Genomic DNA, 26963 nt, shown 5'->3' with positions numbered 1-26963 from the left:
CCGGCGCGGACCTACCTCGGTCGGGCTTGATCGTCACTGAGCCCACGGCGCGCTTCGTCAACGCTCCCTACGCCGAGGTGTGAACGCCTCGCAAGCTCGGCATCCACACCCTCGACTCCGCTCGCTTGATCCTCAGCGCGCGGCTTTCTTGTCTCGCCGACGACGGTGCAGAATCGGCTCGGTGTAGCCGTTGGGCTGCTTCGTTCCCTCGAGGATCAGCTCCTTGGCCGCGTTGAACGCGATGCCGTCGAAGCCCGGCGCCATGGGCTCGTACTTCGCGTCACCGGCGTTCTGCTGGTCGACGACCGGCGCCATGCGCTTCAGCGACTCGACGATCTCGTCTTCGGTGACGATGCCGTGCTGCAGCCAGTTCGCGAGCAGCTGGCTGGAGATGCGCAGCGTCGCCCGGTCCTCCATGAGCGCGACGTCGTGGATGTCGGGCACCTTCGAGCAGCCGACGCCCTGGTCGATCCAGCGCACGACGTAGCCGAGGATCGACTGGCAGTTGTTGTCGAGTTCCTCGCGCTTGTCGGCGTCCGACCAGTCCGTGTTCTCCGCGAGCGGGATCTGCAGGATGTCGTCGACCGACGCGGCCTTGCGCTTCGCGAGCTCCTCCTGCACGGCGAACACGTCGACCTGGTGGTAGTGCAGCGCGTGCAGCGTCGCGGCGGTCGGCGACGGCACCCACGCCGTCGTCGCGCCGGCCTTCGGCTGGCCGATCTTCTGCTCGAGCATGTCCTTCATCAGGTCGGGCATCGCCCACATGCCCTTGCCGATCTGCGCCTTGTGCGCGAGACCGTCAGCGAGGCCCACGTCGACGTTGTTGTCCTCGTACGCCTTGATCCACGTGGAACCCTTCATCTCGCCCTTGCGGATCATCGGGCCCGCGAGCATCGACGTGTGGATCTCGTCGCCGGTGCGGTCGAGGAAGCCCGTGTTGATGAACACGACGCGCTCCTTCGCGGCGTCGATGCAGGCGGAGAGGTTGACCGTCGTGCGGCGCTCCTCGTCCATGATGCCCATCTTGACGGTGTTCTTCGCCAGCCCGACGACGCTCTCGACGCGCTCGAACAGCTCGTTCGCGAACGCGACCTCCTGCGGGCCGTGCATCTTCGGCTTGACGATGTAGATCGAGCCGGTGCGCGTGTTGCTCACGCCGTCCTTGTCGGCGAAGCCGTGGATCGCAGCCGGGACGGTGACGAGGGCGTCGAGGATGCCCTCGCCGATCTCGTTGCCGTCGGCATCGAGGACGGCGTCGCTCGTCATGAGGTGGCCGACGTTGCGGACGAACAGCAACGAGCGGCCCGGCAGGGTGAACGTGTCGCCGCCGGGGGAGACGTATTCGCGATCGGGGTTGAGCTCGCGCTTGAACGTCTTGCCGTTCTTCGTGATCTCCTCGGCGAGGTCACCCTTGTTGAGGCCGAGCCAGTTCGTGTAACCGAGCACCTTGTCCTCGGCGTCGACGGCGGCGACGGAATCCTCGAGGTCCATGATCGTCGTGACAGCCGACTCGACGAGGACGTCCTTGATGCCGGCCGGGTCGGTCGCGCCGATCGGGGACTCGGCGTCGATCTGGATCTCCAGGTGAAGACCGTTGTGCTTCAGCAGGATTCCCTCCGGCTGCGCAGGCAGCCCGACGTAGCCGGCGAACTCGTCGGCGTTCTTCAGCGACGTCGTGCGCTCACCGTCGAGGTGGACGACGAGCTCGCCGCCGTCGACGCCGAAGCCGGTGACGTCGGTGTACGAACCCTCGGCGAGCGGGACGGCAGTGTCGAGGAAGTTCTTCGCGAACGCGATGACGGCGTCGCCGCGCACCGTGTTGTACGAGGTGCCCTTTTCCTTGCCGTCGGCCTCGTCGATCGCGTCGGTGCCGTAGAGCGCGTCGTAGAGCGAACCCCAGCGGGCGTTCGACGCGTTGAGCGCGAAGCGGGCGTTGAGGATCGGCACGACGAGCTGAGGGCCGGCCTGGTCGGTGATCTCACGGTCGACGTTCTGCGTCGTGATGCTGAACTCGGCCGGAGCGTCGACGAGGTAGCCGATCTCGGTGAGGAAGCTCTTGTACGCGTCGAAGTCGGGCTTGCCCGGGTTGGCGCGGTGGTATTCGTCGATCTTGGCCTGGAGGTCGTCACGCTCGGCGAGCAGGGCGCGGTTCTTCGGGCCGAGTTCGGCGACGACGTCGGCGAAGCCCTTCCAGTACGTGTCGGCGTCGACACCGGTGCCGGGCAGGACCTGGTCGTTGATGAAGTCGTACAGGATCGTCGCGACCTGCAGACTGTTCACCTCGGTGCGCTGCGTGTCAGCCATGAGCGTTTCCTTCCTCGCGGGGGCATGCTGCCCCCTACGTTACTGGTCGGTAACGTTTCTGTGGGGCAAATCCTCCAAGCCGGCCTCCGCGATTCCCGGACACATCGGCGATTCCTGTCCTCGTCGGCGAGTTTCGTCCACTTTTGCAAGCCGCGCCACGGCGCCACGAACAAACCACTGAAGATGGTGGCAAGGTCGACCGGTGACGCAGGCGATTGCCGGGGCGACGACCTCTCGCCCCGCGGCGGCTCAGACGTGGGCGTCGAGCCAGGCGAGGATGTCGGCGACGACCTCGTCGCGGTTCGTCTCGTGGAGGATCTCGTGGCGCGCGCCGGGGTAGAGCGTCAGGGTGACGTCGTGCACGCCGACGCCGCGCAGCAGATCGGCGACGGGTCGCACGCCCTTGCCGTTGTCGCCGGCCGGGTCGGCCTCGCCGGAGATGACGAGGACCGGCAGATCCGACGGCGTGCCGGCCGCGAAAGAACGCCGGTTGACGAGGCGCAGCCCGCCCAGCATGTCGGCGTAGAACGCGTCGCTGCAGACGAACCCGCACAACGGGTCGGCGACGTAGTCATCGACGGCGGCCTCGTCGCGCGAGAGCCAGTCGAAGTCCGTGCGCGCAGGCGCGAACTGCTTGTTGAACGCCCCGAACGACATCGTGTCGAGGAGCTTGCTCGCGTGCGTGCGCCCCCGCAGACGGCCCTCGGCGCGCGCGACCTGACGTCCGACGCGGCCCAGCAGCCCAGGATCGGCGGGCGTTCCGGAGATGATGAGACCCGCCAGCAGATCGCCGTGCTGCGCCGCGAACGTACGCACCAGTAGCGAACCCATGCTGTGCCCTAGCAGCACGACGGGGCGACCCGGCACCTCGGCCTGCGCGCGCCGCGTCACCTGGATCAGGTCGTCGACGACGCGCGCCCACCCGTCATCGTCAGCGAAATGACCGAGCACACCACCCTCGGCGGTGCGCCCGTGCCCACGGTGATCGTTCGCGTAGACGGCGTACCCGGCCGCGTTCAACTCCTGCGCGAACCGCTCGTAGCGAGCCGAATGCTCCGCCATGCCGTGAGCGATCTGCACGACGGCGCGCGCTTCTCCGTCCGGCAACCACCGCTGACCGCGGATGACGACGCCGTCACTCGCCACGACCTCGTACTGCTCTGCTGCCATGTTGACCTCCGCTGTGATTCCGCGACGCTCTTGGATGGGGCGTGAAGACCCCATCGAACCACGCCGACCCGCGATGTTGCCCGGGATTCGGGGCTCCCGTGCCCCAGATCCCGGGCAACATCGAGCGATCGTCAGAGAACTACAGAACCATTCTTCTCGGTTCTCTTCGTCAACGTTCACTTCGGCAGGATCCTCGCTGTGACATGCGCGTCCGCCCGCGCCCGGCATGGCTGGAGCAATCCTCGCTTCGCTGCGGTGACCCCACCCATGCCGTACTCGACGGACACGGCGCTGCGGTCCTACCTTCGTTCACTAGATCCTCAGAGAACCATCCGAAACAGGGGCGAGTCGGGATCCACCCGCTCCACCCGCGCCGGCGACGCATCGATCCGCGCAAGCAGATCGGGCAACGACGACGGGTCGCCCAACTCCAGGCCGACGAGCGCCGGGCCCGTCTCGCGGTTGGAACGCTTCGTGTACTCGAACAACGTGATGTCGTCGTCAGGCCCGAGCACCCCGTCGAGAAAACGCCTCAACTGCCCGGGTTCCTGCGGAAATTCGACGATGAAGTAATGCTTGCGGCCCTCGAACACGAGCGAACGCTCGACGACCTCCGCATAGCGCGACACGTCGTTGTTTCCGCCCGACAGGATCGCGAGGACGAGCTCGCCACCGGCGAAGTCGACACCCGGCAACGCTGCGGGCGCGAGCGCGCCGGCAGGCTCCGCGATGATGCCGTCGCTCTGATACAGGTCGAGCATCTCCGTGCAGATCTGCCCCTCCGGCACGCTGAAGCACGGCACGCCGCCGGCAGCGATGATCGGGTACGTGTGCGCGCCGAGCAGACCGACCGTCGCGCCGTCGACGAACGGATCGGTCACCGGCACCGCCACCGGGCGTCCCTCAGCAAGCGCCGCCTGCAGCGACGGCGCCCCCACCGGTTCGACGCCGACGATGCGCGTCGACGGATGGCGCTCCCGCACCCACGCCGTGATGCCCGCCAGCAACCCGCCGCCACCGACGGGCACGACGACGACGTCCGGCACCTTGCCGTACTGCGCCTCGCACTGCGCGAACGCCTCGAGCGCGACGGTGCCCTGCCCCGCGATGGTGCGCACGTCGTCGAACGCGGGCACGAGCGTCGCCCCGGTCGTCGCAGCGAATTCGCCTGCAGCGGTAGCGGCGACGTCATACGTGTCGCCCTCCACGACCGTCTCGACCCACGGCCCGCCGAGCACTCGAACCCGCTCACGCTTCTGACGGGGCGTCGTGCGGGGCAGGAAGATCGTCGCCTTCACGCCGAGGCGCGAGCACGCGTATGCGACGCCCTGGGCATGGTTGCCGGCCGACGCGCAGACGACGCCCGCCGCGCGCGCGTCGTCGTCGAGCTGCGCGATGAGGTTGCTCGCTCCGCGAATCTTGTACGAGCGCACCGGCTGCTGATCCTCGCGCTTGAGCACGACGCTCGCGCCGAACTTCGTCGACAGGCGGCTGCTCTCGAACAGCATCGTGGGGTGGAGCAGGTCGGTGAGGCGCTCGGCGGCGGCTTCGACGTCGGACGCATCGACCTCGGGACGCAGGGTGGGTGTGCTCGTCACGTCAGCCACCGTCTCACGGGCGAGCCCGCGAATGTCGGGATGAACCGGATCGCGGATGCCCCCCTGCTCTCCCGCGTGCGACCCGGCAACCTCGGGCGCGGCTCAGCCGACGACGGGTGACGCAGCGGAAGCTGCGGCAGCTTCCTCGCGGCACGCGCGGCAGACGCCCCAGTACGTCACCTCGGCCTCGTCGATGTCGAACCCCTCGCTGAGTTCGGACTCGTGCGCCGCCGTCAGGCACGGTGTGTCGCCCACGGCGCAGGGGATGTCGACGATCGTCGCGCATTGTCGGCACACGAGGTGGTGGTGGTTGTCGCCGACGCGTCGTTCGTAGAGCGCGGATTGGCCGGCCGGCTCGATGCGGCGGATGATGCCGTGCGCCGTCATCGCATGCAGGGCGTCGTAGACGGTTTGCGTCGAGACCTTGCCGTAACTATCGCGCACCGCCTGGATGACGGTCTCCGCATCCGAGTGGGGGCGCGTCTCGAGGGCATCGAGGATGGCGACGCGCGGGCCGGTGATCCGCAGGTTCACCTGACGCAGCATGGTGCGCGGATCGGTGGCGGGCGTCGTCGTCATGCCTCCATGATGCCGCGATTTCTGGAACGAATCAAGAAAGTCTGCTCGTCGAGTGGGGCAGGGTCCGCAGATCGGCTATGATGGTTGGCGAGGGGAGTACTTCCCACGTCTCGGCTCCGGTCAATACGAGCGCGATCATGCGCGCTCCCGGTTCGAGAGCGGCGGATCGTTCCGCGGCGAAGGAGACCTCAGTTCGTCACTCATGCGATCTGAGGTAGTTCCATGCACTCCCTGGCCACCCCCACTCTCTGGGCCGTGACGCTCATCGGGCTCATCGTCCTGTTCGCGCTCGACTTCCTCGTCACGCGCAAACCTCACGAGGTATCGCTCAAGGAAGCGACGGTCTGGTCGACGTTCTACATCGCGTTGCCGGTCGCGTTCGGCGCCTGGTTGTGGAGCGCGCACGGCTCGACGACGGGCACCGAGTTCTACACCGGCTACCTCGTCGAGAAGTCACTCAGCGTCGACAACCTGTTCCTGTTCATGATGCTGCTGACGGCGTTCGCCGTGCCCAAGGTGTACCAGCAGCGGGTGCTCCTCATCGGCGTCGCCGGCGCCCTCGTCATGCGCGCCATCATGATCGCGCTCGGCGCGCAGTTGCTCACGAACTTCGCCTGGATGTTCGTCATCTTCGGCGCGTTCCTGCTGTGGACGGCCGTGAAGGTCTGGCGCGACACCCGTCAGGGCGACGACCACACCGTCGACCCGGGTGACATGCGCGTCGTCAAGGTCATCCGCCGTTTCTTCCCCGTCACCGACGGCTACCGCGGCTCCGCGATGCTCGTGCGAGAAGACGCTGACGCCGGCGCCACCGGCCGGTCCGCCCGTCGCGCGTTGACGCCTCTGGCCGTCGTGACGCTGGCCGTCCTCGCGACGGACGCCTTGTTCGCGCTCGACTCGGTGCCCGCCGTCTACGGCATCACGTCCGACCCGTACCTCGTCTTCGTGACGAACGCGTTCGCGCTGCTCGGTCTGCGCGCGCTGTACTTCCTCGTCGAGGGCGTCCTCGGCAGGCTCGTACACCTCGGCTACGGTCTGGCCGTCATCCTCGCGTTCATCGGGTACAAGCTCATCGCGCACTGGGCGCACGACGTCTGGCACTGGGTGTGGACGCCTTCGACGGCCGTGTCGCTGTCGGTCATCATCGTGTCGCTGCTGACGGTGACGGCGACGAGCTTGGTCGCCACCCGTCGTCGCTGAATCACGAGACAAGCCCGCCGCGCAGGCCTCACAGGCCTGCGCGGCGGCGCGCTGTCTGCATCGCCGGGTGCCGGGCCACTGGCGCGCTACACGCGCGCGTGTTCGCGCGCCGGCACATCGGGGGTGCCGGCCGAACGCACGAGATGCCGGGCTCGCGCGGGAAACCAGGGGTCACGATCCTGCGGCGAACCCTCGGGTTCGACGACGGCGTAGACGGCGAGCATCTCGGGCGGAAATGGGGCGAGGGAGCGCGCGAGGTCATCGTCGACGTAGTTGACGCGCAGCTTGCGGCTGATCGTGCCGTCACCGTCCATGCGGTACTCGATCTTGAGCACCTTGTCCTCGGGCAGATCGTTGAGGATGTCGTCGAGGCCACGCACCTCGCTGACGCTCCAGCGGCTGCGATGCACCTCGAGCGCATCACCGTAGATGGGTGTGAGCAGTCGCGTCGTGAGCTCGACGTCAGTGGCGCTGGCGATGACGCGCGGTCGCCCGTCGTCGAGAAAACGGACGCGACGCAGCATGGCGCCGCTCGAGAACAAGCCGGCCTCGACGGAGCGCACGTGCGCGCTGACGGGGGTGCGGTCCTTCGTCAGCGGATCGGGGATGTCGTGTGCGTGCGCCCAAGCGTCCCCCGGCTCGAGTTCGCACGCACTGATCTCGTACCCGGTCCACGTCGCACGCCCGAACACGGGCTGCCCCACGAGCGGCCGCGCCTTCTTCGCGCAGTCGGTGGCCAGTGCTACGAAGGGCGTCTGCTCCCACGTCAGATGCGGCGGCGAACCGAACGGCAGCATCCCACAGCCCGTCAGGACGACCTCGTCCTCACACAGCGCCAACTGCCCCCGCAGTTCGACGCTCATCCCCTCGTCGAGCACCAAGCTCGTCATCGGATTGCTCATCGGCCTCCGCCCCCGGCTGACGGTGACGGCCGCAGGCGCCCCGTTCATTCATGCATTATGAGATCCGACTCATAAGTTGTGCAAGGGGCAACAATTCGGTGGCGGAGGCCGAAATTAGGTTGCTGGGGTCAGCGGCGCCGCAGGATGCGCAACGAGCCCGTCTGCGACACCTGCTCGAAGCCGTCGCCCAGGGCGCGTTCGACGACATGCCACGGTGCCTGCCCGCCGTCATTCGGGTCGGGGAAGACGTCGTGCACCGCGAGCAGCCCACCGGGCGTGACGTGCTGCGCGAACGCCGCGTAGTCGTGCTGCGCCATCTCCTCGACGTGGTTGCCGTCGAGGAAGAGGAACTCGACGGGGGTGCGCCACCACGTCGCGACCTGCGCCGTCGTCGCGACGACGATGCTGACGACGTCCTTGACGTGCTCGTCCCACGTGCGACGAAATGCGGGCAGCGTGTCGAGCAGCCCCGAGTGCTCATCGACCATCGACGTGTCGTGCCACTCCCAGCCGGGCTGGTTCTCCTCGCTGCCGTGGTGATGGTCGACGGTCACCACCTGCGTTGCGGCGTCGGACGATCCGGCGACGACGCGCGCCGCCTGCGCGAGCAGCACCGTCGACTTGCCGCAGTACGTGCCGATCTCGAGCCAGGTGCCAGGACGGGCGCTCGCGGCCGCCTCGTACAGGGCCTGACCCTCGTCGTCGGGCATGAAACCGGTCGTCGCGTGGAAGGCGTCGAGGACGTCCTGGGGAAGGGGCGGGGTGCTCATCGGGGCTCCTCGTGGTCTCTGGCGGCGCTGTGGCTCGGCGTGCGGGCCAGCCACGTCATGGCGTGGAAGAAGTTGGCGGCGGGCGTGAGGCCGTCGAGGGCATCGGCGGCGAGCAGCATCGCGCCGGCGCTCCATCCCGTCTGCTCGACGGGCCACACGGCGTCGTCGTCGACGACGTACCCCGTCCAATAGCCGCCGCTCGTGTCGCGTGTGTGCTGCAGGTCGGCGAAGACGGCGCGGGCCTCGCGTCGCGCGCGATCTTCGTGCGGCGTGCCGTCGAGGCAACACAGCGCCATGACGAGTTCGGCGCTCTCCCCGCCGGTGACCCACGGTCGGTCGTCGACGCAGCGGACCCCCTGGCCCTCGATGACGAAGCGATCCCAGTCGCGACGCAGGTGCGTGGCCGCGTGGTCGCCGACGAGAGCGCCGCCGAGGACGGGGTAGAACCAGTCCATCGAGAAGCGGCGACGGTCGGCGAACAGTTCGACCTGACGCACCGCTGCCGCGAGCCGGGCGCCGGATGCGCGCCAGGACGCAGCGTCATCGACGTGGCCGAGGGTATCCGCGATGGCGGCCGCGGCCCACAGCGACTGCAGGATGCTGGCGTTGCCGGTGAGCAACGCATGGTCGCCGAGGCCGCCGCGACGGTTGATCGCCCAGGCGATCGTGCCGTTGTCGCGCTGGGCCGTCAGGGCGTGTCGGATCGCCGCACGGACCATCGGCCAGTTCTCGGCGAGGATGCCGCGGTCGGGGCCGTCGCCGCGCCCTGCGCCGGTGACGAGCGCGAGATGCCAGACGCCGACGGCCGGGTAGGCGCACTGGTTCGTGTCGCTCTCGTCCTGTTCGACGACGCCGTCTCTCACGCGCATCGGCCACGAGCCGTCCTCACGCTGCGTTTCGCGCAGGTGCTGCAGGCCGAGACGGGCGCGTTCGCTCAGCTGCTCGGCGGTGTGATTGACACGGGGTGATCCGGTTTCACGTGAAACATGGGCGGCAATCGTCAGGCCCATGAGTGCCTCGGTGTGGTTCCAGGCGTCCCACTGCTCGCCGACGAACCACGGCAGCGCGCCGTCTTCGCCCTGGAGGCGAGCAATGAACAGGCCTGTCTCGCAGACTTGTTCACTGGTGAGGGCTGGCGTCATCGGCGCGACGGGGCTCAGTACTGCTTCTGCAGGTACACGACGAAGCTCTTGCCCATGACGGGGTTGAGCGCCTTCTCGGCCTGACGCGTCAGCGCCGGCGCCTTCATCATGTCCCAGACGAGCATGCGGTGATACGCCTTGACGGCGGGGTTGGTGTCGTTGTCGACCCCGACCGCGCACTTGAGCCACCAGTACGGCGAGTGCAGCGCGTGCGCGTGGTGCGTGCCGAGCGTCGTCAGGCCACGCTTCTCGAGCTTGCCGACGAGTTCGCTCGCCTTGTTGATGCGCACGTGGCCACCCTCGACCTCGTGGTAGGGCGTCGACAGGGCCCAGCAGATCTTCTCGGGCCAGTACCGCGGCACCGTCACGGCGACGAGGCCGCCGGGCTTGGTCACGCGCACGATCTCGTCGATGGCGGCGTCATCCTCGACGATGTGCTCGAGCACTTCGGAGGCGATGACGCGCTCGAAGCTCGCATCGTCGAACGGCATCGCGCGGGCGTCACCCCGGACGGTGCGGTAGGCGCCGCTCGCAGGCACCTGGCCCTCGGCGGCCATGGCGTCGAACATCGTCTGCACCTCGTCGAGGTCGGACTGGCTGAAGTCGAACGCCGTGACGTCCGCGCCGCGACGCAGCGCCTCGAAGCTGTGACGCCCCTGCCCGCACCCGACGTCGAGCACCGTCATGCCCGGGCCCAGGGTGAAGCGGTTGAAGTCGACGGTCAGCATCGGGCGATCTCCTCGGTGTAGACGGCGGCCGTCGCCTCGGCGACAGCCCGCCATGAGTATGTCGTGACGGCGCGACGGCGACCGACGCGTCCGAATCGTGTTCGGGTCTCCTCGGATTCGAGCAGGCTGACGATGCCGCCCGCGAGAGCGCGCGCATCACCTGGCTCGACGAGGATGCCGGCGTCAGAGCCGTCGGCGTCAGCGCTCGTGTCCGCCTCGCCCGTCGCGTGGGCGCGTGGGCCGGCGCTCCCGCCGTGGGTGGCGGGAGCCCTGCCTGCGCTGCCGGTGACAGCCGACGTCTCGCCGTCGGTGCCGTGCACGAGTTGCGGCAGCGCGCCGACGCGCGTCGCGACGACGGGTGTGCCGCACGCCATGGCCTCGACCGCGGGCAGCGAAAAACCTTCATAGAGACTCGGCACGACGTGGACGGCGGCGCTCGCGAGCAGACCCGCGAGGTCGTCGTCGCTGATGTCGCTGACGAACCGGACGCGAGGGGACAACCCGAGGGCTTCGAGTTGGGTCTCGACCGCGCGGTTCGGTGTGCCGACGACGACGAGTTCGCGCCACGCGTCCTGCGGTAGGAAAGCGAGCGCGTCGATGAGCACACTCAACCCCTTGAGTGGCACGTTCGCGCTCGTGATCGTCGTGAGGCGTCCGGGCACGCGGTGGCGCGCCGAGCCGTCAGGCCAGAACGTCTCGACGTCGATGCCCGGGGCGGACGTCTCGACGGCGATCCCAGGTGCACTCTTCGCGACGCCGGCGTCGGGCGTGAACGTCTCGACGTCGACGCCGACGGGGATGATGCTGATGCGTTCGGGGTCGACCCCGAATTCTCGGACGATGTCGTCGCGGCTCGTCTCGCTCACGGTGATGATGCGGCTGCTCGCGCGGGCGACGCGCGCCTGCATCGGCACGAACGAGTACCAACGCCATTTCGTGTACTTGCGCCACGGGTTCGTCGCGGCCTCGATCTCGAGGCGGCGGTCGGCGCTGATCGGGTGGTGGATCGTCGTGACGACGGGCAGGCCGCCGCGCGCGATGTCGAGCAGGCCCGGCGCGAGCGTCTGGTTGTCATGCAGGACGTCGAACTCTCTCGACCGCGAACGCATCTCGCGCGCCAGTCGCATCCCGAACGTGCGTGGTTCGGGAAACGAACCCGACAGCATCCCCGCGTATTCGACGACGTCGATGCGGTCGCGCAGTTCGCGCGGATGGGGGTGACGGAACGGGTCGTCATCGTTGTAGAGGTCGAGGCTCGCGAGCTTCTCGAGGTGCAGGCTGCCGGGGTTCGTCGGCTCGATGCTCGCCGGCTCGATGCTCGCCGTCGCGCCGGCCCGCTTGGCTGACGACGTCTGGCGACTCGCTGGACCCGTCGCCCGGTCAGTCGCACGGCCAGCCACAAGGCGGGCGTCGTCCAGTTCGGGGTAGGGAGGGCCGGAGAAGACGGTGACGTCGTGGCCGAGAGCGGCGAGTTCGCGGCTGAGGTGACGCACGTAGATGCCCTGGCCGCCGCTGTGCGGCTTGCTGCGATAGGAGGACAGCGCGATGCGCATCGGGCCCTCCTTCGCAAGCGGCGTGGTTCGGTGGTCAGCCTACTCGGACGCTACTCGCGGGTATGACATCGTGTGGCGGCACGCACACCCGTGGCGTCGATCACCACATAGGGTGCAGGTTGCATCAGCCGTCGATGAAGGTGGCTTCTCGCGCCTGACTGCACCGCGATTCTCGTCCACATCTGCACCTCTTGTCCCCATCTGCGATTCCTGTCCCCCTTCGCGATTTTCGTCCACATCGGCGAACGGCGTCCACGTTCGCCCCGAGAGGATCCCATGAGCTCAACAGCATCCGCCCCGCGCGTCGGCGGTGAGCGTCGCAACTCGGTGATGAGCAATGTCGCGCGTGGTTCGCTCGGCAATCTCATCGAGTGGTTCGACTTCTACAACTACGCGATCTTCACGACGTACATCGCGTCGAACTTCTTCGCCAAGGGCGATGAGACGCAGGCGCTGCTCGACACGTGGGCCGTCTTCGCCATCACGTTCCTGATGCGGCCCATCGGGTCGTGGTTCTTCGGACGCTACGCCGACCGCAAGGGCCGCCGCGCCGCCCTGACGACGTCGGTGCTGCTCATGGCGCTCGGCACCCTCATGATCGGCGCGGCGCCGACGTACGACCGGATCGGCATCTGGGCGACCGTCCTGCTCTGGGTGGGGCGCGCGATCAGCGGCTTCAGCGTCGGCGGTGAATACGGGACGACGGCCGCGTACATGTCGGAGATCGCGACGCCGAACCGTCGCGGGTTCTACTCGAGCTTCCAGTACGTGACGCTCGTCGGCGGCCAGGTGCTCGCAGCGTTGCTGCAGGTCGTCCTCCAGCACGTGCTCGACAAGGAGCAGATGCACACCTGGGGGTGGCGTCTGCCGTTCTTCATCGGCGCCGCGGGCGCACTCGTCGTGCTGTGGCTGCGGCGCAGCATGGACGAGACGGCTGACGTCGCGGATACCGCCTCGGGCGACGCGGCGGCAGGCGCCCCGACCGAGAACAAGGGCTCGCTCGGCCTGCTGTTCCGCGAGTACTGGCGGCCCTTCATCGTCGTCGTCGGCCTGACGATCGGCGGGACGACGTCGTTCTACGTCTACACGACCCTCATGCAGAGCTACATGAAGAAGGTGGCGGGGCTCGACGCGGACACCGTCTCGATCGTCAACCTGTGCGCGCTGACGGTGTTCATGATCGTGCAGCCGCTGTACGGACTGCTGTCCGACAAGATCGGGCGACGCACCATGCTGCTCATCTTCGGCGTGGGCTCGCTCATCATCACGTGGCCGGTGCTGGGCGCGATCCGTTCGGTCGAATCGGGCCTCGCGGCGTTCGGGTTGCAGATGTTCGCGCTGCTCATCGTCGCGTTCTACACGTCGGTCAACGCCGTCGCGAAGGCCGAGCTCTTCCCGACGCGCGTGCGCGCCCTCGGCGTCGGACTCGGATACGGCCTCGCGAACGCCGTCTTCGGTGGCACCGCGCCCTACATCGGCACCTGGTTCGCCTCCCATGGCAACGAGAAGGGCTTCCGCGTCTACCTGCTCGCGTGCGTCGCAGTGTCGCTCGCCGTGTACCTGTGGGGGCTGCGCAACAAGACGGTGACTGAACTCGATCGCGACTTCGGCTCCGCCTGGGGTGACGCGCCGGACGCACCGTCGTCCGATGACGCCCGCCCGGCGGGTCGCTGAGCGTCGCGCGCCCGCCTCATCTGCGATTCCTGTCCCCATCGGCGAATCTCGTCCACGTTCGTTCGTCCAACTTTCCCTCGAGGAGCCTGCGTGCCATCAGCTCTCGACGGCCTGCTCATCGCCGATTTCGGCCGTGTCCTGGCCGGCCCTTACGCGACGATGCTGCTCGGCGACCTGGGCGCCGACGTCGTCAAGATCGAGCGCCCTGACGGCGGTGACGACACGCGCGCCTGGGGTCCGCCGTTCACCGAGGACGGGGAGGCGACGTACTTCCTGTCGGTCAACCGCAACAAGCGCAGCGAGTTCTGGGATCTTCGCGAGGCGGACGATCTCGCCGCCGCACGCGATCTCGTCACGCGCGCCGACGTCGTCGTCGAGAATTTCTTGCCGGGGACGATGGCGCGGCTGGGGTTCGGGTATGAGCAGGTGCGTGAGTGGAACCCGGACGTCGTGTACGTCTCGATCACCGGTTTCGGTGAGTCGGCGTTGCCCGGGTACGACCTGCTCGTGCAGGCCGTCGGTGGCCTCATGTCGGTGACCGGGCCGCCCGGCGAGCCGACGAAGGTCGGCGTCGCGCTCGTCGACGTCGTCACCGGTCTGCATGCTGCCGTCGGCATGCTCGCGGCGTTGCGGCATCGCGACGCGACGGGGGAGGGGCAACTCGTCGAGGTGTCGTTGCTGTCGTCCCTGCTGTCGGCGCTGACGAATCAGGCCGGCGCGCACGTCATGACGGGGGCCGTGCCGCGCGGCATGGGCAACCGTCACCCGTCGCTCGTGCCGTACGAAGTGTTCGAGACTGCGGATCGGCCGCTCGCCATCGCCGCCGGCAATGATCGCCAGTTCGCCTGCGCCGCAGAGGTTCTCGGTCATGGTGAGTGGGCGCAGGATGCCCGTTTCGCGACCAACTCCGCCCGTGTCGAGCATCGCGACGACCTCGTCCCGCTGATGCTCGAGGCGCTGTCGGCACATGGCGCGCAGGGATGGGCCGAGCGTTTCGCGGACGCCGGTGTGCCCGCCGGGCCCGTCAACGATCTCGCGCAGGCGTTCGCGCTCGCCGATTCAGTCGGCCTCGACATGCGCGTCGACGTCGAGGGCGTCGCGCAGGTCGCCAACCCGATTCGGATGTCGGCGACGCCAGCGAGCTATCGGCGCCGCCCGCCTCGCCTGGAGGCGTGACGTCGACGTCGAGTCAGGCGAGGGCGACTCAGTCGAGATCGAGCTGAGGATTCACCGCGCCCACCGTGCGAAGGCGCTCGATGACGACGCCCGCACGACGGCGGGTCTCCGGACTCACCGCGTCATCGGAGCGGGCGCTCACCGTCAGGCGTGTTGCGCCGTCTCGCACGCCGAGGCGAACGTAGGGCCTCTCCGCGGCGCTCGATTGCGGCGTCGCTTCCAGTGTGCTCAAGGCCGTCGCGGCATCCGACCATCCGTGGGTCCACGTCGTCGGACCCACGGCGACGGTGGCGTACGTCTGCGCACACCGGAAGGTCAGATGCGTGCTTATGCCGTCGGTGCCGGCCGCCTTGCGCAGGACGGCGACCGTCGGAGCGGTCACTCGGTCGAGATCCTCGCACTTCGTTGCGATGACGTCGGATTCTACGACGAAGGTCGCCTTCGCCGCGGGCTGTGCGCGGTCGGGGAGCAAGCGCGCTTCCGTCCGCGGGTTCGTGCGCGCCACGTCGAGATAGGCCTGCGCCTGCGCCGTCGTCAGGGCTGGGCCGGAGGTGGTAACGGCGAGGCTGTTGTCGCCGCTCGCGTTCAACCCGGCGGTGAAGAAGTGGATGGACGCTGGGATGTTTGCCGCCATTGGGTGCGCGCCCTCGGGGTAGCGGCTGCGGACGAAGGCCGCGGCGTTCCGAACGTTCGCGGCCGTCACGTCGTCCGTGAGGTCGATGGCGACGTCGAACCCGTAGCGCTGACCCTTGCAGCCGTCGATGCACTCGATCGCTTCCTCGGCGCGAACCCGTGCCACGCCGGGCCGCTCTTCGAGTTGCTCCTCGAGAGCATGTGCGTAGGCAGGCGCCGGCTGGGTCGGTTCGCGGAACGAGGAATCGTGCCTTGTGAGGTTGACGACGGCGACACCGGCCGCGATCAGCGCCACCACCAGGGCGAGCGCCACCGTCAGCGGCCAGCGTCGTGTCGTTGTCATGGTGTTTGGACGGCAACGCCCGCGCGCCGGTTCCACGGCCCGCGCGGCGAGCGGTTCTGGCGGGCGAGCGCGGCGGGAAGAGATTGCCTCCGGTGTTTGTTTGAATGGCCGACGAACCACAATCTTTTTTCGAGGAGCAAGGCCTGTGGCAACCATCGAACTGACCGGTGAGAAGTTCACCGAGACCATCGAGAACAACGGCATCGTCCTCGTCGACTTCTGGGCGGCCTGGTGCGGCCCGTGCCGTCAGTTCGCGCCCGTGTTCGAGGCGGCGAGCGAGAAGCACGACGACATCGTCTTCGCGAAGGTCGACACCGATGCCGAGCAGGAGCTCGCGGCGGCCGCGAACATCCAGTCCATCCCGACGCTCATGGCGTTCCGCGACGGCCTCATGGTGTTCTCCAACTCGGGCGTGCTGCCCGCGGCGGCCGTCGAGGACCTGATCCGTCAGATCCGTGAGCTGCCGATGGACGACATCCGCGCCAAGATGGAGGCCGACGCCAAGGCCCGCGAAGCCGGGATGGGCGCCGGTGGCGGCTGCGGCTGCGGCGGGTGCAACTGCGGTCGCGCCGAGAGCGAAGAGACCGCAGCCCAGGCCTGAGCCTCGACGAACGCCCGGCGCCCCGACGAGGGGTGCCGGGCGTTCGCGTGTTCATGACGCATCATGCGTTCGCCGTCGAGCGCCGCCGGTCACGGTGGGGGCCGCAGGTCCAGCGTGGGCGTCGGCACCTCGAGTGCGCGAAGCTGCGCCACGACCGTCGTCGCGTCGTTCTTCACCTCGGACGTCGCATTCGACGGTTCGCCCGTCACCGTGAGGACGGCGCTGTCGTGCTTGTACTTCAGGTAGACGCCGTCACGTCGGTACGACCTGCTGCCCGCCGGCGGGGTCATGAGCCGCGACAGGGTGTGGGTCATCGTCGACCATCCGGTCGTGTGCGTCGTCGCGCCGATCGGCACCTCACCCGCGGCGTGCTCGCACCGGAAGTGAAACTCCGCTGGCGTGCCCTTGCGGCGTATCGCCGACAGCGCGGTGACGGTGTTCGCGGCCATCGCGTCGAGCGTCGCGCAATCGCTGGTCTTGATGGTGGAGCGAACGACGAACGACGGCGCGTCGTCCCTGCCTGACGACGACCATGACGCCGACGACGACGGGTTGACGCGGGCAGCCGCCAAGAACGCGTCGACCTGCGTGCTCGTCAACGCGCCGGCCCTGGTCGGTGACGAAGCCGTGCCGTGGCTGCCGTTGGTGGTCGGCACGATGAGACCACCGTCCTGCGGCGAGTGCAGGCTGAAGCGGATTCGCCCGGGAGAACGTGCCCACTCCGGCGGAGCCGTGCGCGGGTAGAGCTCGTTGATCGTGCGGTTGGCGTCGAGCACGTGGCGTGCGCTGGCGTCGTCCGTCAGTGTGACGTCGACCGTGAACTCATGGTCACGGCCCTGGCAGCCGTCGGTGCAGTTGACCTTCATGACGACGCGCGAATTCGCCACACCAGGCTGGTGGCGCACGGCGTTCTCGATGTCGCGCGCGATCGCCGGGTCCGGCTGTGCCGGCTCCGATCCGCCGTGCCCGCCTGGGGCACCGATTCGGGACGACAGCGCGAACGCCGACACGGCGCCGATGATGCCCAGCACCGCGACGGCGATGGTGATGATGATGGACCGGCGCATGTCTTGCTTCCCTCGATGGTGTGCTGGTGTGACGTGCGCGCGGGGTGTGGTGGTTCCGTCGAGGCCGGTGGTGATGGCGTGCCGGCGCACCGCACGGCAGTGCTCTATCGCGTGTGTTTCGCGCGCCGCCGCCGGGCTACGAGATCGCACGAGGCACTTCTTGGCCCGACGTGTGCGGCGAGGGGTTTCCTGTGGACCGGCGGGATCAGGGGGTCTCGAGGCCGCCCCTCCACGTTGAGGTGCGTGGCCGGCTGCGTGTTGGATGGGCGCATGACTTCTTGGATCGCCCCGCATCTCGTCCTCGGCACGATGCATTTCGGCACGAAGACGGACGGGGCGACGTCATTCGCCCTCATGGATCGCTACGTCGACGCCGGTGGGCGCACGCTCGACACGGCCAACTGCTATGCGTTCTGGGCGAATCCGACGGGTGCGGGCGGCCAGAGCGAGCAGACGATCGGGGCGTGGCTGCGCGCCAACGCCGGCATCCGCGAAGGTTTGACGATTGCGACGAAGGTGGGTCAGGAACCGGCGCGGGCCGGCGACTTCACCGAGTGGGAGGGCCTCGCGCCTGACGTCATCGCCACCCAGTTCGAGCGAAGCCGAGAACGTCTCGGCATCGACGTCGTCGATGTCTACTGGGCGCACGGTGAGGATCGTTCGACGCCGATGCCCGACGTCGTCGCGGCGCTGGGTTCCCTTGTTGCGCGAGGGAAGGTGAGCCGGCTCGGTGTGAGCAACCACCCGACGTGGCGCGTCGAGCAGGCACGCATGCTGGCCGCCGAGCAGGGCGTCGAGCCGTTCACGGCGCTGCAGCTGACGACGTCATACGTCCGCCCGCGCCCCGACACGCAGGTGCCGGGCAAGGATCACCGTTTCGGGTTCGTCAGCGACGAGACGATCGACTATCTCGAGACGCATGACGACCTCGAGTGCTGGGCCTACAGCCCGCTGATCCAGGGTGCGTACGACCGTGACGACCGGCCGCTGCCCGAGGTCTACGACCACCCGGGGACGACGCGTCGCCTCTCGGCGCTGCGGTCGGTGGCTGACGAACTGGGCGCGCAGCCCGGGCAGGTCGTGCTGTCCTGGCTCGTGCAGGGCAGCCCGTCGATGCGCCCAATCGTCGGGGCAAGTTCGCTCGAGCAGCTCGACGCCGCACTGGCGGCTCCGCAGCTGAGCGAGGAACACATGGCGCGCCTCGACTCGGCTCGCTGACGATCCCCCCTCGTGCGCTGGGTGGCGCGAGTGCGGGTGGTAAGCGCGTCAGGCTTCCTCATGTGCGTCAGCCCGCGAGATGAAGAGATGAGGCGGTGAGTCGTCGCGTCCGAGGAAACCGTCAGGAAATCGCGTCGTGTTCGTGCACCTCGAGCGCGCCGGACGGGCACCGCGCCACGGGTGCGCCTCCGTTCGGGTCGTGGCTGCCGTCTGTGAGGAACCGCATCCTCGACGCTATTCCGCCCGGGCCAGGACCATCGCGATGCCGACGCGGCCTGTCACGCCGAGTTTGGTGGCGGCCGACGTCAGGTGTTGTTTCACCGTGCTCTCGCTCAAGAACAATTCGGCGGCGATGGCGGGGTTCGACATCTCCTGCGCCACCATCTCGACGATCTCGCGCTCACGGTCACTCAACCGTGCGAGCTTCGCGCGAGCGTCCATGCGCGCGGCGCCCCCGGCGTCGAGGTATCCGGTGCGCAGATGCGCAGCGCTCGCGGGCGACATGGGGCTGCGCCCCTCGTGTGCGTCGCGGATCGCGCCGTACAGCGCCTCGCGCGCCGACGCCTTGAGGATGAACCCGACGGCACCGGCGTCCATCGCCTGCGGCACGTACTCCTGCTCGTCGAACGTCGTGAGAATGATGACGCGCGGTGCGTTCGGCCGCCTCGTCAGTGCGCGCGTCGCGTCGATGCCGTTGATGCGCTCCATACGCACGTCCATGAGGACGACATCCGGGTGATGTGCTGTGACGACCCCGATCACCTCATCGCCGTCGCTCGCCGTCGCGACGAGTTCGATACCGGGCGCGGCCTTGAGCATGACGCGGATGAGGTCGAGCACCATAGGGTCGTCGTCGACGGCCATGACGCGGATCGCGCGCTCAGCGCCGTCATGGGCCGGAAGGGATGCGCCGTCGGGGCGGTCAATGTCGTTCATGCTCAACTGCTTTCGTACTCTCGTCGCATTCGACACGTGTGGTGCCGTGGATCGAGCCGTCGTCAGACACGCGGCATCGTCCACGGCAGCGTGGCGCTCGCGGTGAAGCGGCGACCGTCGGGTGACGGGCCTGCCCAGAACGATCCTCCGACGTCCTGAGCGCGCCGCGCCACGCCCGTCAGGCCGGTTCCCGAACCATCCGATCGGGCAGCGCGCGCGACATCGGGCAGCGGGTTGGTCGTCGAGATCGTGATGCCACCGCGCGCGTCACCGCGGATGTCGAGCTGCACGAGAGAGCCCGGCGCGTGCTTGCGCGCGTTCGTCAGCAGTTCGGTGGTGATGCGGTACGCGCTGCGCGAGATGACGGGGTCCAGCGGGTGCGACTGATCGACGAACACGTTCGAGCTGACGGGCGTGCCCGCGTCGATGCACTCGCGCACGAGATCGGCGATGTCGGCCAGATCGTGGTGATCCGCCGACTCGTCGGTCGCGCCGGTGCGCAGCATCGCGAGCAGCGAACGCAGATCCGTCATCGAACCGGCCGCGCCCTCCTGGATCTGCCGTGCGCGATCCTCGACGTCACGCGAACCCGCCTCCTGCGCCTCGATCTCGAGAGCGTTGGCCTGCATCGACAGCAGACTGAGGCGGTGGCCGAGCACGTCGTGCACCTCGCGTGCGAGGGCCTCGCGCTCGTCCTTCTCCGCCATCTGCCGGCCGAGATCATGCACCTTTGCCTGCGTCTGCTGGGCCCGGGCGCGCGCCTCGTCCGCCTGTCTGACGGCGTGTTGCGCGCGGACGTCCGACTGCCGCGCCTGCGCCTGCGCCTGCTGGGCATGGGCGCGTTCGTGGTGCGCGACGGCGGCGGCGCGCGAGGCGTCACGGCGGCTGCGACGCACGAGCGCCACCCCCGCGAACAGGCCGACGAGCAGGGCGGTGATGAGCGCGACCTGCCACCACGGCATCGCCGGCCACGAGCCGGACGAGCCGTCAGGGTGCTCGATGCTGTTCCAGAAACTCGTGCCGTCGCGGGTGCCGCGCGAGTCACGCCAGACGGCGACGAACGTCGTCAGCGTGGCAGCGGCACTGACGGCGACGTGCGCGCGGACGTCAGGGTGCCACACGATGACGCTCGCCATCGCGATGAGCGCGGGCAGACTGTCGGTGGGCAGGACGAGGCCGGGCAGGCACGCGAGGGCAGCGGTGACGAGCAGCGCCGTCGTCGAACGCAGCCGCCAGCACAGGCCGACGGACGCTGCGATCGAGGCGAGAAACGCGGTGACGCTGAGCGCGTTGCCCGAGCCGCCGGGCGCCGCGCCGTCCATGCGCGGGGTGACGTAGGCCGCGGCCAGCGACGCGGAGAAGATGGTGCCGACGATGATGGCGACGTTCGCGGCACGACGACGTGCACGTGAGGAGCTGCCAAGAGGCGCAGTCGAATTCGTGGCCGCGGGCGGGGTGCCGAAGGACGCAGCCGGCCTGTTCGGCGGGTCGGTGCGGGGCGCTGGCATCGTCACGCCGCTCACCCTAGACGTGGCCACCGACAACGTGGCGTTCTGCGCCTGGTCGGGGGTGCACATCTGCGATTTTCGTACATATTCGCAGGGCCGGTTTCCGTGACGCATGGGCGCGAATCCGCGCTCGACGGTCGGCACCGTCACCGATGTCAATGCGATGCTGCGCATCCTGTTCTCGCGCATCGCGACGCCGAGCCTCGGCGGCCCGCGGGCGTACTCGTTCATCGTCGCGTCGGCTTCGGGTCGGGCTCCCTCAGAAGCCGACGGCACCCGCGAGGTGCGGCAGTTCACCGTCACCGGGGGCATGTGCGTGCGCTGCGAGGGGCGCGGCAGCGTCAGCGACTTCGGCCTCGATCAGCTCTTCGACAAGGCCAAGTCGCTCGCCGAGGGCGCTCTCACCGTCCCGGCATGACGATGGACGGCTGGTACGGCCGCATCTTCGCCTGCTCGAAGTTCTTCGACATGGACAAGCCGATCAAGGACTACTCCAAGCGCGAGCTCGACAACCTCCTGCACAAGGAGCCGACGAAGATCAACGTCGACGGCGTCAACCTCACGTACGAGGGCGTCATCCCGCGCGTCCAGCGTTCGATGCTGAGCAAGGATGCGGCCACGAAGATCCTCGACCGGCTGCACGACGTCGGACTCGGCTACCTGCGCATCGGTCAGCCCCTGACGACGCTGTCGGGCGGCGAGCGCCAGCGCCTCAAGCTTGCGACACACATGGGCGACAAGGGCGGCACGTACATCCTCGACGAGCCGACGACGGTCCTGTACCTCGCCGACGTCCGCACGTTGCTCGAACTGCTCGACGCACTCGTCGACGCGGGCAAGAACGTCGTTGTCATCGAGCACCACCAGGCCGTCATGGCGCACGTCGACTGGATCATCGACCTCCCCGGCGCCGGTCATGACGGTGGCCGCGTCGTGTTCGAGGGGACGCCGGCCGACCTCGTGGCCGCCCCCTCGACCCGGACGGGCCAGCACCTCGCGTCGTACGTGGGGGCCCGAACCGCGGGCGGTGATGACGTACGCGCGGCGCGCTCTCGCCGTGAGCGCGAGCGCGGTTGAGTCAGTTGTTGCCGGGTGAGTCAGTCACGGCTGACGCAGGTCGCACCAACTGACTCAGTTGGCTTCGCCGGGGCGAGTGAGGGGGGCGGGCTCGATCGCTCGACACCATTCTCGGCGGCTCTGCCCGATCGGGCAGGTGACGTCTGACTGATCGGGTGATGTGGCAGGTGCTGCCGGGCAGCGAATCTTCGGGGGTCGCAGCCGAGCAATCGGCGGATGCGGCACTTCCATTCACCCGACGCGATCTGCGTCGACTCTTCCCCGGAGTGCACGATGAACAACAGCAACGGCGCTACCCCCTTCGACGGTTCGACCGGCCAGAACGGCAACAACGGCGCGCAAGGCTACCCGCAGGGCGCGCAGGGCTACCCCCATAACGGCTACCCGCAGAACGGCCAGCAGGGCTACCCGCAGCAGCAGTGGCAACCGCAGGAGCCGCCGAAGAAGAAGAACTTCTTCGTCCGTCACAAGATCCTGACGGGGCTGCTCGCCCTCTGCGTCGTCGGTGGCATCGCCAGCGCGGCAGGCGGCGGCAACAAGGACGACTCGTCCGCGTCGAGCGCGTCCTCGTCCGGCACGTCGAAGAGCGACGCGAAGAACACCGCGAATGACGAGTCGAAGAAGGAGGAGAAGAAGGACGCTCTGCCGGCCGTCGGGCAGTCGGTGACGGACGGCAAGTTCACCTTCACCGTGACGAAGATCGAGCGCGACGTGCCGAGCATCGGCGGCGAATATCTCAACAAGAAGGCGCAGGGCGCGTACACGCTCGTGCACGTGACGGTGAAGAACACCGGCACCGAGACGCAGTCGCTGTCGGCTGACGACCAGAAGGCCTACGACGCGAACGGGGTCGGCTACGAGGCGACCTCGGACGGCGCCATCTACATCGAGGGCAACGACACCCTCTACACCGAGATCAACCCCGGCAACACGCTCAAGGGCATCCTCGTCTTCGACGCGCCGAAGGGCACGAAGTTGACGAAGGTGCGCCTGCACGACTCGATGTTCTCCAACGGCGTCGAAGCCTCCCTCTGAAGGCTCACCCCTGACGCCGTGTGCCGCAGCGTGATCCCCACATCACGCCCCGCGCAGGGCTCTCGGACCCCCTCGTCCCATCGACCTGAACGCCGCGCGACACCTCCCGCGTCGACGTTCGGCGGCGCCCGGTGTTCTTCCCGCCGGCGCCGCGCCCGCTCCCTGCACGCCTGAACCGGCACGCATCGGCGGCAGGACTCTTGGGGAAGAGGGAGACGCCCGTCATCGCATCCGCGGTGGCGGGCGCTTCCGTTCCGCAGCACTCTCAGCCTCCCCACAGCGCCGGGATTCCGTGCTTGTCAGCGCGACGTGCTTGGGTGGTGGCATGAATCTTCACGATGCTCTCTCCTCGACGAGCGAGGCCCCGGCCGACGCCGTGCTCGATGTCGTCGCCCGCCGCAGCAGCCCGGCCGTGTTCGATCCGACGTACGACCTCTCCGACACCGACCTCGCGACGCTGTTCGACGCGGCCCGCTGGGCGCCGAGCGCCGGCAACTCGCAGCCGTACCGTTACCTCGTCGGTCGCCGTCAGGGCGACGAGTGGGATCCGACGTTCACCGCCATCGTCGAGACGCTCGCGCGCGGCAATCGACGCTGGGCGCCGGCTGCGTCGATGCTCGCCGTCTCGTTCGTGCAGGTTGCGAAGCAGCCGGAGACGTCGAAGGAGTTCGTCTTCGGTGCCACCGCCGCACACGACACGGGCCAGGCGACGGCGTACCTGACGCTGCAGGCGCACGCGATGGGCCTCGCCGTCCACCAGTTCGCCGGGTTCGACCACGACGCCATCGCTACGCGAGCCGCGTTCGGTGAGGCATGGGCGCCGATGGCGGGCATCGCCGTCGGCCGCGCCTGGCCCGACGCCGAACGCGACGGTGAGCACGCCGCCGTCACGACGCTCGCCGGCCGCGTCGAGGAATACGACCTCACCGCCAACATCGAGCGCGAGAACAAGCCGCGTCGCCGCCGCTCGCTGACGGACGTCGCGTTCGAACTCGACTGATCGACGACCCCGACGCGACGCGCTGGCTCGTGCTGCTCGCGTTCGCTCGCCGCGAACACGCGCAGTCGACACGACTTCGTCGGCGCGCTGCCCCCACCGTCGACGTTCGACGTGAGACGGTGGGGGGACCAGTCGTCAGGTCGGGGAGGGCCACGACGCACCGTCGGCGTGCCCTACCCGCTCTTCATCAGGCCACCATCGCGCCCCATCAGGCGCCCTTCACGCCAACCCCCAGCTCTCGGAGCCTCAGCATGAACCGCCACCCGCAACCCGACACCGCAGCCGATGCCCCCGGCATCACGAGCTTCACCGACGAGCAACTCATGCGCGTCGCGCGCCTGTTCGCCTCGGACGAGTCGCTCGCCGCGCACCTCGACGACCTGCCCGACGGCGGTGAGCGACGCCGCGTCGAGCTCGCGAGCACGCCGCACCTGCAGATGTGGGCGATCAGCTGGCCGGCCGGGTCGACGAGCGAATGGCACGACCACGGGCGCGCGACGGGCGCGTTCGTCGTCGTCAAGGGAGCTTTGCGCGAGAAGCGCTGGGTGCGCGGCACCACCGTCAGCGCGATCGTCGAGGCGGGGGAGAGCCGCACGTTCGCCGGTGATCTCGTGCACCGCACGGCCCCCGTCGGCGATGCCCCGGCGCTGAGCGTTCACGCCTACGCGCCGTCGCTCGTCGGGGCCCGCATGTACGAGGTGGTGGACGGCTCGCTCGTCGCGATCGCCGCCTGAGCCGCGGACGCGCCAGGAGCCGAAGTGGGCAAGGCGCGGGGCGGCGTCGCACTGCCGTCACATGGTGCGCATGAGTGAAGCCGCGCCCACTCGTGTCGGTCCCGACAGTCTGCGTTCGCGTCTGCGCCCCATGAGCGGGCGCGACCGCACGAGGGCGGACGCGTCGGAGCACGCTAGAGCTGCTCTTCGACCTGACGTTCGCCGTCGCCGTCGCCACGGGCGCGTCGCAGCTCGCGCACTCGCTCGCGCACGGGCACGTCGCGGCGGGCGTCGGATCGTCGTGTTTCACGAGCTTCGGCATCATCTGGGCGTGGATCGACTACTCGTGGTTCGCGAGTGCCTACGACACCGACGACTGGCTGCACCGGCTGCTGACGATGGTGCAGATGATCGGTGTCGTCATCTTCACGATCACCACGCTCGTGACGCCCATCGAACTCGCCGAGCCCGCCGTCGCCGAACGCGGCACCGGGGCGCCATGGCACGCGCATCACATCGTCGAACGGCACGGCCAGCTGACGATCATCACGATCGGTGAGATCGTCACGGGTACCGTCCTGACGCTGCAGGGCATCAAGGACATCGAGGGCCAGGGCATCGACTGGACGGGCGCCGTGCTCGTCGCCATCAGCGGCCGCCGCGATCGCGTTCGGGTTCTGGTGGGCGTACTGCATCCCCAACTTCGGCGCGGTGCTGCACCGTCACCGTGGGCGTTCGTCCGGCTTCGGGTACAGCCACGTCCTCATCTGGCCGGCGCTCGCGGCCGTCGGTGGTGGTCTGCACGTCATGGCGCAGGCGTTCGAGAACGTCTCGGTCATGCACGTCGACCCTGTCGTCCTTGCGATCTGCACGATCGTGCCGTGAATCATGGTCATCGCGTTCGAACTCTTCTCCCGTGCCCAGCACGAGGCGCACGTCCTTGAGAGCCTCGGGGTCGAGGGGCACGAGGTCGACGGCCGTCGCGCCGAGGTGTCGTGACGTCTGGGCCCGGTGCTCGGAATGGCTGCGCCGGATCCGTGCCCGCACGCCACGTCGCGTGCCGGCGTCGACGAATCGCCCCACGAGGGCGGGTCGCGTCACTAGGCTGGCGGGATGGCGAATGTGGAGACGACGATCACGGGCGGCATCGCGCACGTGAAGCTGAACCGTCCGGAGAAGTTGAACGGCCTGACGCTGCCGATGCTCGGCGAGCTCGTCGCCGCTGCGCATCACGTGCGCCGCAACAAGGGGGTGCGCGCTGTCGTCATCTCGGGCGAGGGGCGGTCGTTCTGCGCGGGCCTCGACTTCGGTGAGGTCATGGCGAAGCCGGTGAAGATCGTGCCCGTCTTCCTGCCGCGTCCGTGGCGTGGCACGAACACGTTCCAGGAGGCGTGCTGGGCGTGGCGGCGCGTGCCGGTGCCCGTCATCGTCGCGGTGCACGGTCACTGCTACGGCGGCGGGTTGCAGATCGCGCTCGCCGGCGACTACCGCTACACGACAAGTGATGCGCAGTGGTCGGTGCTCGAGGGCAAGTGGGGGCTGATTCCCGACATGTCGGGCGTGCAGTCGCTCAAGGAACTCGTCGGCATCGACGTCGCGAAGAAGCTGACGATGACCGCCGAGATGCTCTCCGGTGAACGCGCGGTCGAGCTGGGCCTCGCGTCGGAGGTGGCTGACGACCCGCTCGCCGCGGCGATGGATCTGGCGCACGAGCTGACGCAGAAGTCTCCCGACCAGCTGGCCGCCGCCAAGCGTCTGTTCAACCGGTCATGGAACACGTCCGCACGCACGACGTTCCGGCGCGAGCGCGCCGAACAGTTCGTCCTGCTCATGGCGCAGAACACGGCGAAGGCGCGCAAGGCGGCGTTCGCGAAGGCCGGCGCCAAGCAGGCGCAGCTGGCCGAAGCTCGCGCGGCGAAATACAGCCCGCGCGTTCTGCCCTGAGCCGCGTCCTGCCTTGAGCGGCGTGATGTCTGGCCGACCTGTGAGCGCCCTCGTCCCCGCTGGGGTCGGGCCTTCCTCGACGATCGGCCACC

The 26963-nt window shown here is 68.6% G+C and carries 23 protein-coding genes and 2 pseudogenes; 12 read left to right on the top strand and 13 right to left on the bottom strand.

The features are described 5' to 3' along the window. Positions 1 to 132: 132 nt before the first annotated feature. The 4 genes from NQ706_RS09055 to NQ706_RS09040 all read right to left on the bottom strand — a co-directional run bounded on the left by NQ706_RS09055 (position 133) and on the right by NQ706_RS09040 (position 5651). Positions 133 to 2304 (bottom strand): malate synthase G, encoded by a 2172-nt coding sequence (locus tag NQ706_RS09055; protein WP_038569772.1) that lies wholly within the window; start codon positions 2302 to 2304, stop codon positions 133 to 135. 249 nt (positions 2305 to 2553) lie between these two features. Beyond that, positions 2554 to 3474, bottom strand: coding sequence for an alpha/beta hydrolase (locus tag NQ706_RS09050; protein ID WP_038569770.1), 921 nt, complete (start codon positions 3472 to 3474; stop codon positions 2554 to 2556). A 320-nt stretch (positions 3475 to 3794) separates the two neighbouring features. Beyond that, the gene (ilvA, locus tag NQ706_RS09045; protein ID WP_038569768.1) at positions 3795 to 5081 is read right to left on the bottom strand and encodes a threonine ammonia-lyase IlvA; all 1287 of its coding nucleotides are present in this window, start codon (positions 5079 to 5081) and stop codon (positions 3795 to 3797) included. Between the two features lie 93 nt (positions 5082 to 5174). After that, positions 5175 to 5651 (bottom strand): Fur family transcriptional regulator, encoded by a 477-nt coding sequence (locus NQ706_RS09040; protein ID WP_038569766.1) that lies wholly within the window; start codon positions 5649 to 5651, stop codon positions 5175 to 5177. A 222-nt stretch (positions 5652 to 5873) separates the two neighbouring features. On the opposite strand from NQ706_RS09040, the gene NQ706_RS09035 reads away from it, so the two are divergent. Next, a complete protein-coding gene (locus NQ706_RS09035; protein ID WP_038569764.1) occupies positions 5874 to 6851 on the top strand; it encodes a TerC/Alx family metal homeostasis membrane protein in 978 nt (325 codons plus the stop codon). 86 nt (positions 6852 to 6937) lie between these two features. On the opposite strand, the gene NQ706_RS09030 is transcribed toward NQ706_RS09035, so the two are convergent. The 5 genes from NQ706_RS09030 to NQ706_RS09010 form a co-directional block, all read right to left on the bottom strand. Beyond that, positions 6938 to 7801, bottom strand: coding sequence for a hypothetical protein (locus tag NQ706_RS09030; RefSeq protein ID WP_150112814.1), 864 nt, complete (start codon positions 7799 to 7801; stop codon positions 6938 to 6940). A gap of 80 nt (positions 7802 to 7881) precedes the next feature. Further along, entirely contained in the window at positions 7882 to 8523 is a 642-nt protein-coding gene (locus tag NQ706_RS09025; protein ID WP_038569761.1) for a class I SAM-dependent methyltransferase, read from the bottom strand. Continuing rightward, a complete protein-coding gene (locus NQ706_RS09020; protein ID WP_051806270.1) occupies positions 8520 to 9665 on the bottom strand; it encodes a hypothetical protein in 1146 nt (381 codons plus the stop codon). Before NQ706_RS09020 ends, NQ706_RS09025 begins: the two co-directional genes overlap by 4 nt. A 14-nt stretch (positions 9666 to 9679) precedes the next feature. Beyond that, a complete protein-coding gene (locus NQ706_RS09015) occupies positions 9680 to 10393 on the bottom strand; it encodes a class I SAM-dependent methyltransferase (RefSeq protein ID WP_038569760.1) in 714 nt (237 codons plus the stop codon). Further along, complete coding sequence (locus tag NQ706_RS09010) at positions 10387 to 11946, bottom strand: glycosyltransferase family 4 protein (RefSeq protein ID WP_404360782.1); 1560 nt, start codon at positions 11944 to 11946, stop codon at positions 10387 to 10389. The genes NQ706_RS09015 and NQ706_RS09010 overlap by 7 nt, the downstream gene beginning before the upstream one ends. Positions 11947 to 12222: 276 nt before the next feature. Between NQ706_RS09010 and NQ706_RS09005 the strand changes: the two genes are divergently transcribed. Both NQ706_RS09005 and NQ706_RS09000 read left to right on the top strand, forming a co-directional pair. Further along, complete coding sequence (locus tag NQ706_RS09005; RefSeq protein WP_038569757.1) at positions 12223 to 13620, top strand: MFS transporter; 1398 nt, start codon at positions 12223 to 12225, stop codon at positions 13618 to 13620. Between the two features lie 90 nt (positions 13621 to 13710). Next, complete coding sequence (locus NQ706_RS09000) at positions 13711 to 14796, top strand: CaiB/BaiF CoA-transferase family protein (protein ID WP_038569755.1); 1086 nt, start codon at positions 13711 to 13713, stop codon at positions 14794 to 14796. Between the two features lie 28 nt (positions 14797 to 14824). Here NQ706_RS09000 and NQ706_RS08995 read toward each other — a convergent pair whose 3' ends face one another. Then, positions 14825 to 15772 carry a hypothetical protein gene (locus NQ706_RS08995; RefSeq protein ID WP_150112813.1) on the bottom strand — a complete coding sequence of 316 codons (948 nt, stop codon included), beginning with the start codon at positions 15770 to 15772 and terminating at the stop codon, positions 14825 to 14827. Between the two features lie 145 nt (positions 15773 to 15917). On the opposite strand from NQ706_RS08995, the gene trxA reads away from it, so the two are divergent. Next, positions 15918 to 16373: a thioredoxin gene (trxA, locus tag NQ706_RS08990; protein ID WP_038569751.1), complete on the top strand. Its 456-nt coding sequence runs from the start codon at positions 15918 to 15920 to the stop codon at positions 16371 to 16373. An 89-nt stretch (positions 16374 to 16462) separates the two neighbouring features. Here trxA and NQ706_RS08985 read toward each other — a convergent pair whose 3' ends face one another. After that, entirely contained in the window at positions 16463 to 17440 is a 978-nt protein-coding gene (locus NQ706_RS08985) for a hypothetical protein (RefSeq protein ID WP_038569749.1), read from the bottom strand. Between the two features lie 270 nt (positions 17441 to 17710). On the opposite strand from NQ706_RS08985, the gene NQ706_RS08980 reads away from it, so the two are divergent. After that, entirely contained in the window at positions 17711 to 18658 is a 948-nt protein-coding gene (locus NQ706_RS08980; RefSeq protein WP_038569747.1) for an aldo/keto reductase, read from the top strand. A 234-nt stretch (positions 18659 to 18892) separates the two neighbouring features. Here NQ706_RS08980 and NQ706_RS08975 read toward each other — a convergent pair whose 3' ends face one another. Then, entirely contained in the window at positions 18893 to 19594 is a 702-nt protein-coding gene (locus NQ706_RS08975; RefSeq protein WP_051806265.1) for a response regulator transcription factor, read from the bottom strand. A gap of 62 nt (positions 19595 to 19656) precedes the next feature. Then, positions 19657 to 21102 (bottom strand): sensor histidine kinase, encoded by a 1446-nt coding sequence (locus tag NQ706_RS08970; protein WP_235182055.1) that lies wholly within the window; start codon positions 21100 to 21102, stop codon positions 19657 to 19659. 142 nt (positions 21103 to 21244) lie between these two features. On the opposite strand from NQ706_RS08970, the pseudogene NQ706_RS08965 reads away from it, so the two are divergent. The 7 genes and pseudogenes from NQ706_RS08965 to NQ706_RS08935 form a co-directional block, all read left to right on the top strand. After that, positions 21245 to 22179: pseudogene (locus NQ706_RS08965) on the top strand (ATP-binding cassette domain-containing protein); the annotation flags it as partial. 273 nt (positions 22180 to 22452) lie between these two features. Beyond that, on the top strand, positions 22453 to 23214 hold the full coding sequence (locus tag NQ706_RS08960) for a DUF4352 domain-containing protein (RefSeq protein WP_051806254.1): 762 nt from the start codon (positions 22453 to 22455) through the stop codon (positions 23212 to 23214). A gap of 325 nt (positions 23215 to 23539) precedes the next feature. Continuing rightward, positions 23540 to 24214, top strand: coding sequence for a nitroreductase family protein (locus NQ706_RS08955; RefSeq protein WP_051806252.1), 675 nt, complete (start codon positions 23540 to 23542; stop codon positions 24212 to 24214). A 251-nt stretch (positions 24215 to 24465) separates the two neighbouring features. Next, positions 24466 to 24948, top strand: a complete 483-nt coding sequence (locus tag NQ706_RS08950) for a cysteine dioxygenase family protein (RefSeq protein ID WP_038569745.1) — start codon at positions 24466 to 24468, stop codon at positions 24946 to 24948. Between the two features lie 179 nt (positions 24949 to 25127). Then, positions 25128 to 25514: pseudogene (locus NQ706_RS08945) on the top strand (low temperature requirement protein A); the annotation flags it as partial. A 124-nt stretch (positions 25515 to 25638) separates the two neighbouring features. After that, entirely contained in the window at positions 25639 to 25812 is a 174-nt protein-coding gene (locus NQ706_RS08940; RefSeq protein ID WP_167539809.1) for a hypothetical protein, read from the top strand. Between the two features lie 228 nt (positions 25813 to 26040). Then, a complete protein-coding gene (locus NQ706_RS08935; protein WP_038569740.1) occupies positions 26041 to 26871 on the top strand; it encodes a crotonase/enoyl-CoA hydratase family protein in 831 nt (276 codons plus the stop codon). The last annotated feature ends 92 nt before the right edge of the window (positions 26872 to 26963 follow it).

The organism is Dermacoccus sp. BD5, from assembly GCF_044878485.1.
In the GTDB taxonomy this organism is placed as follows: Bacteria; Actinomycetota; Actinomycetes; order Actinomycetales; family Dermatophilaceae; genus Dermacoccus; species Dermacoccus nishinomiyaensis.
This window is presented reverse-complemented; position numbering and strand designations above follow the sequence as displayed.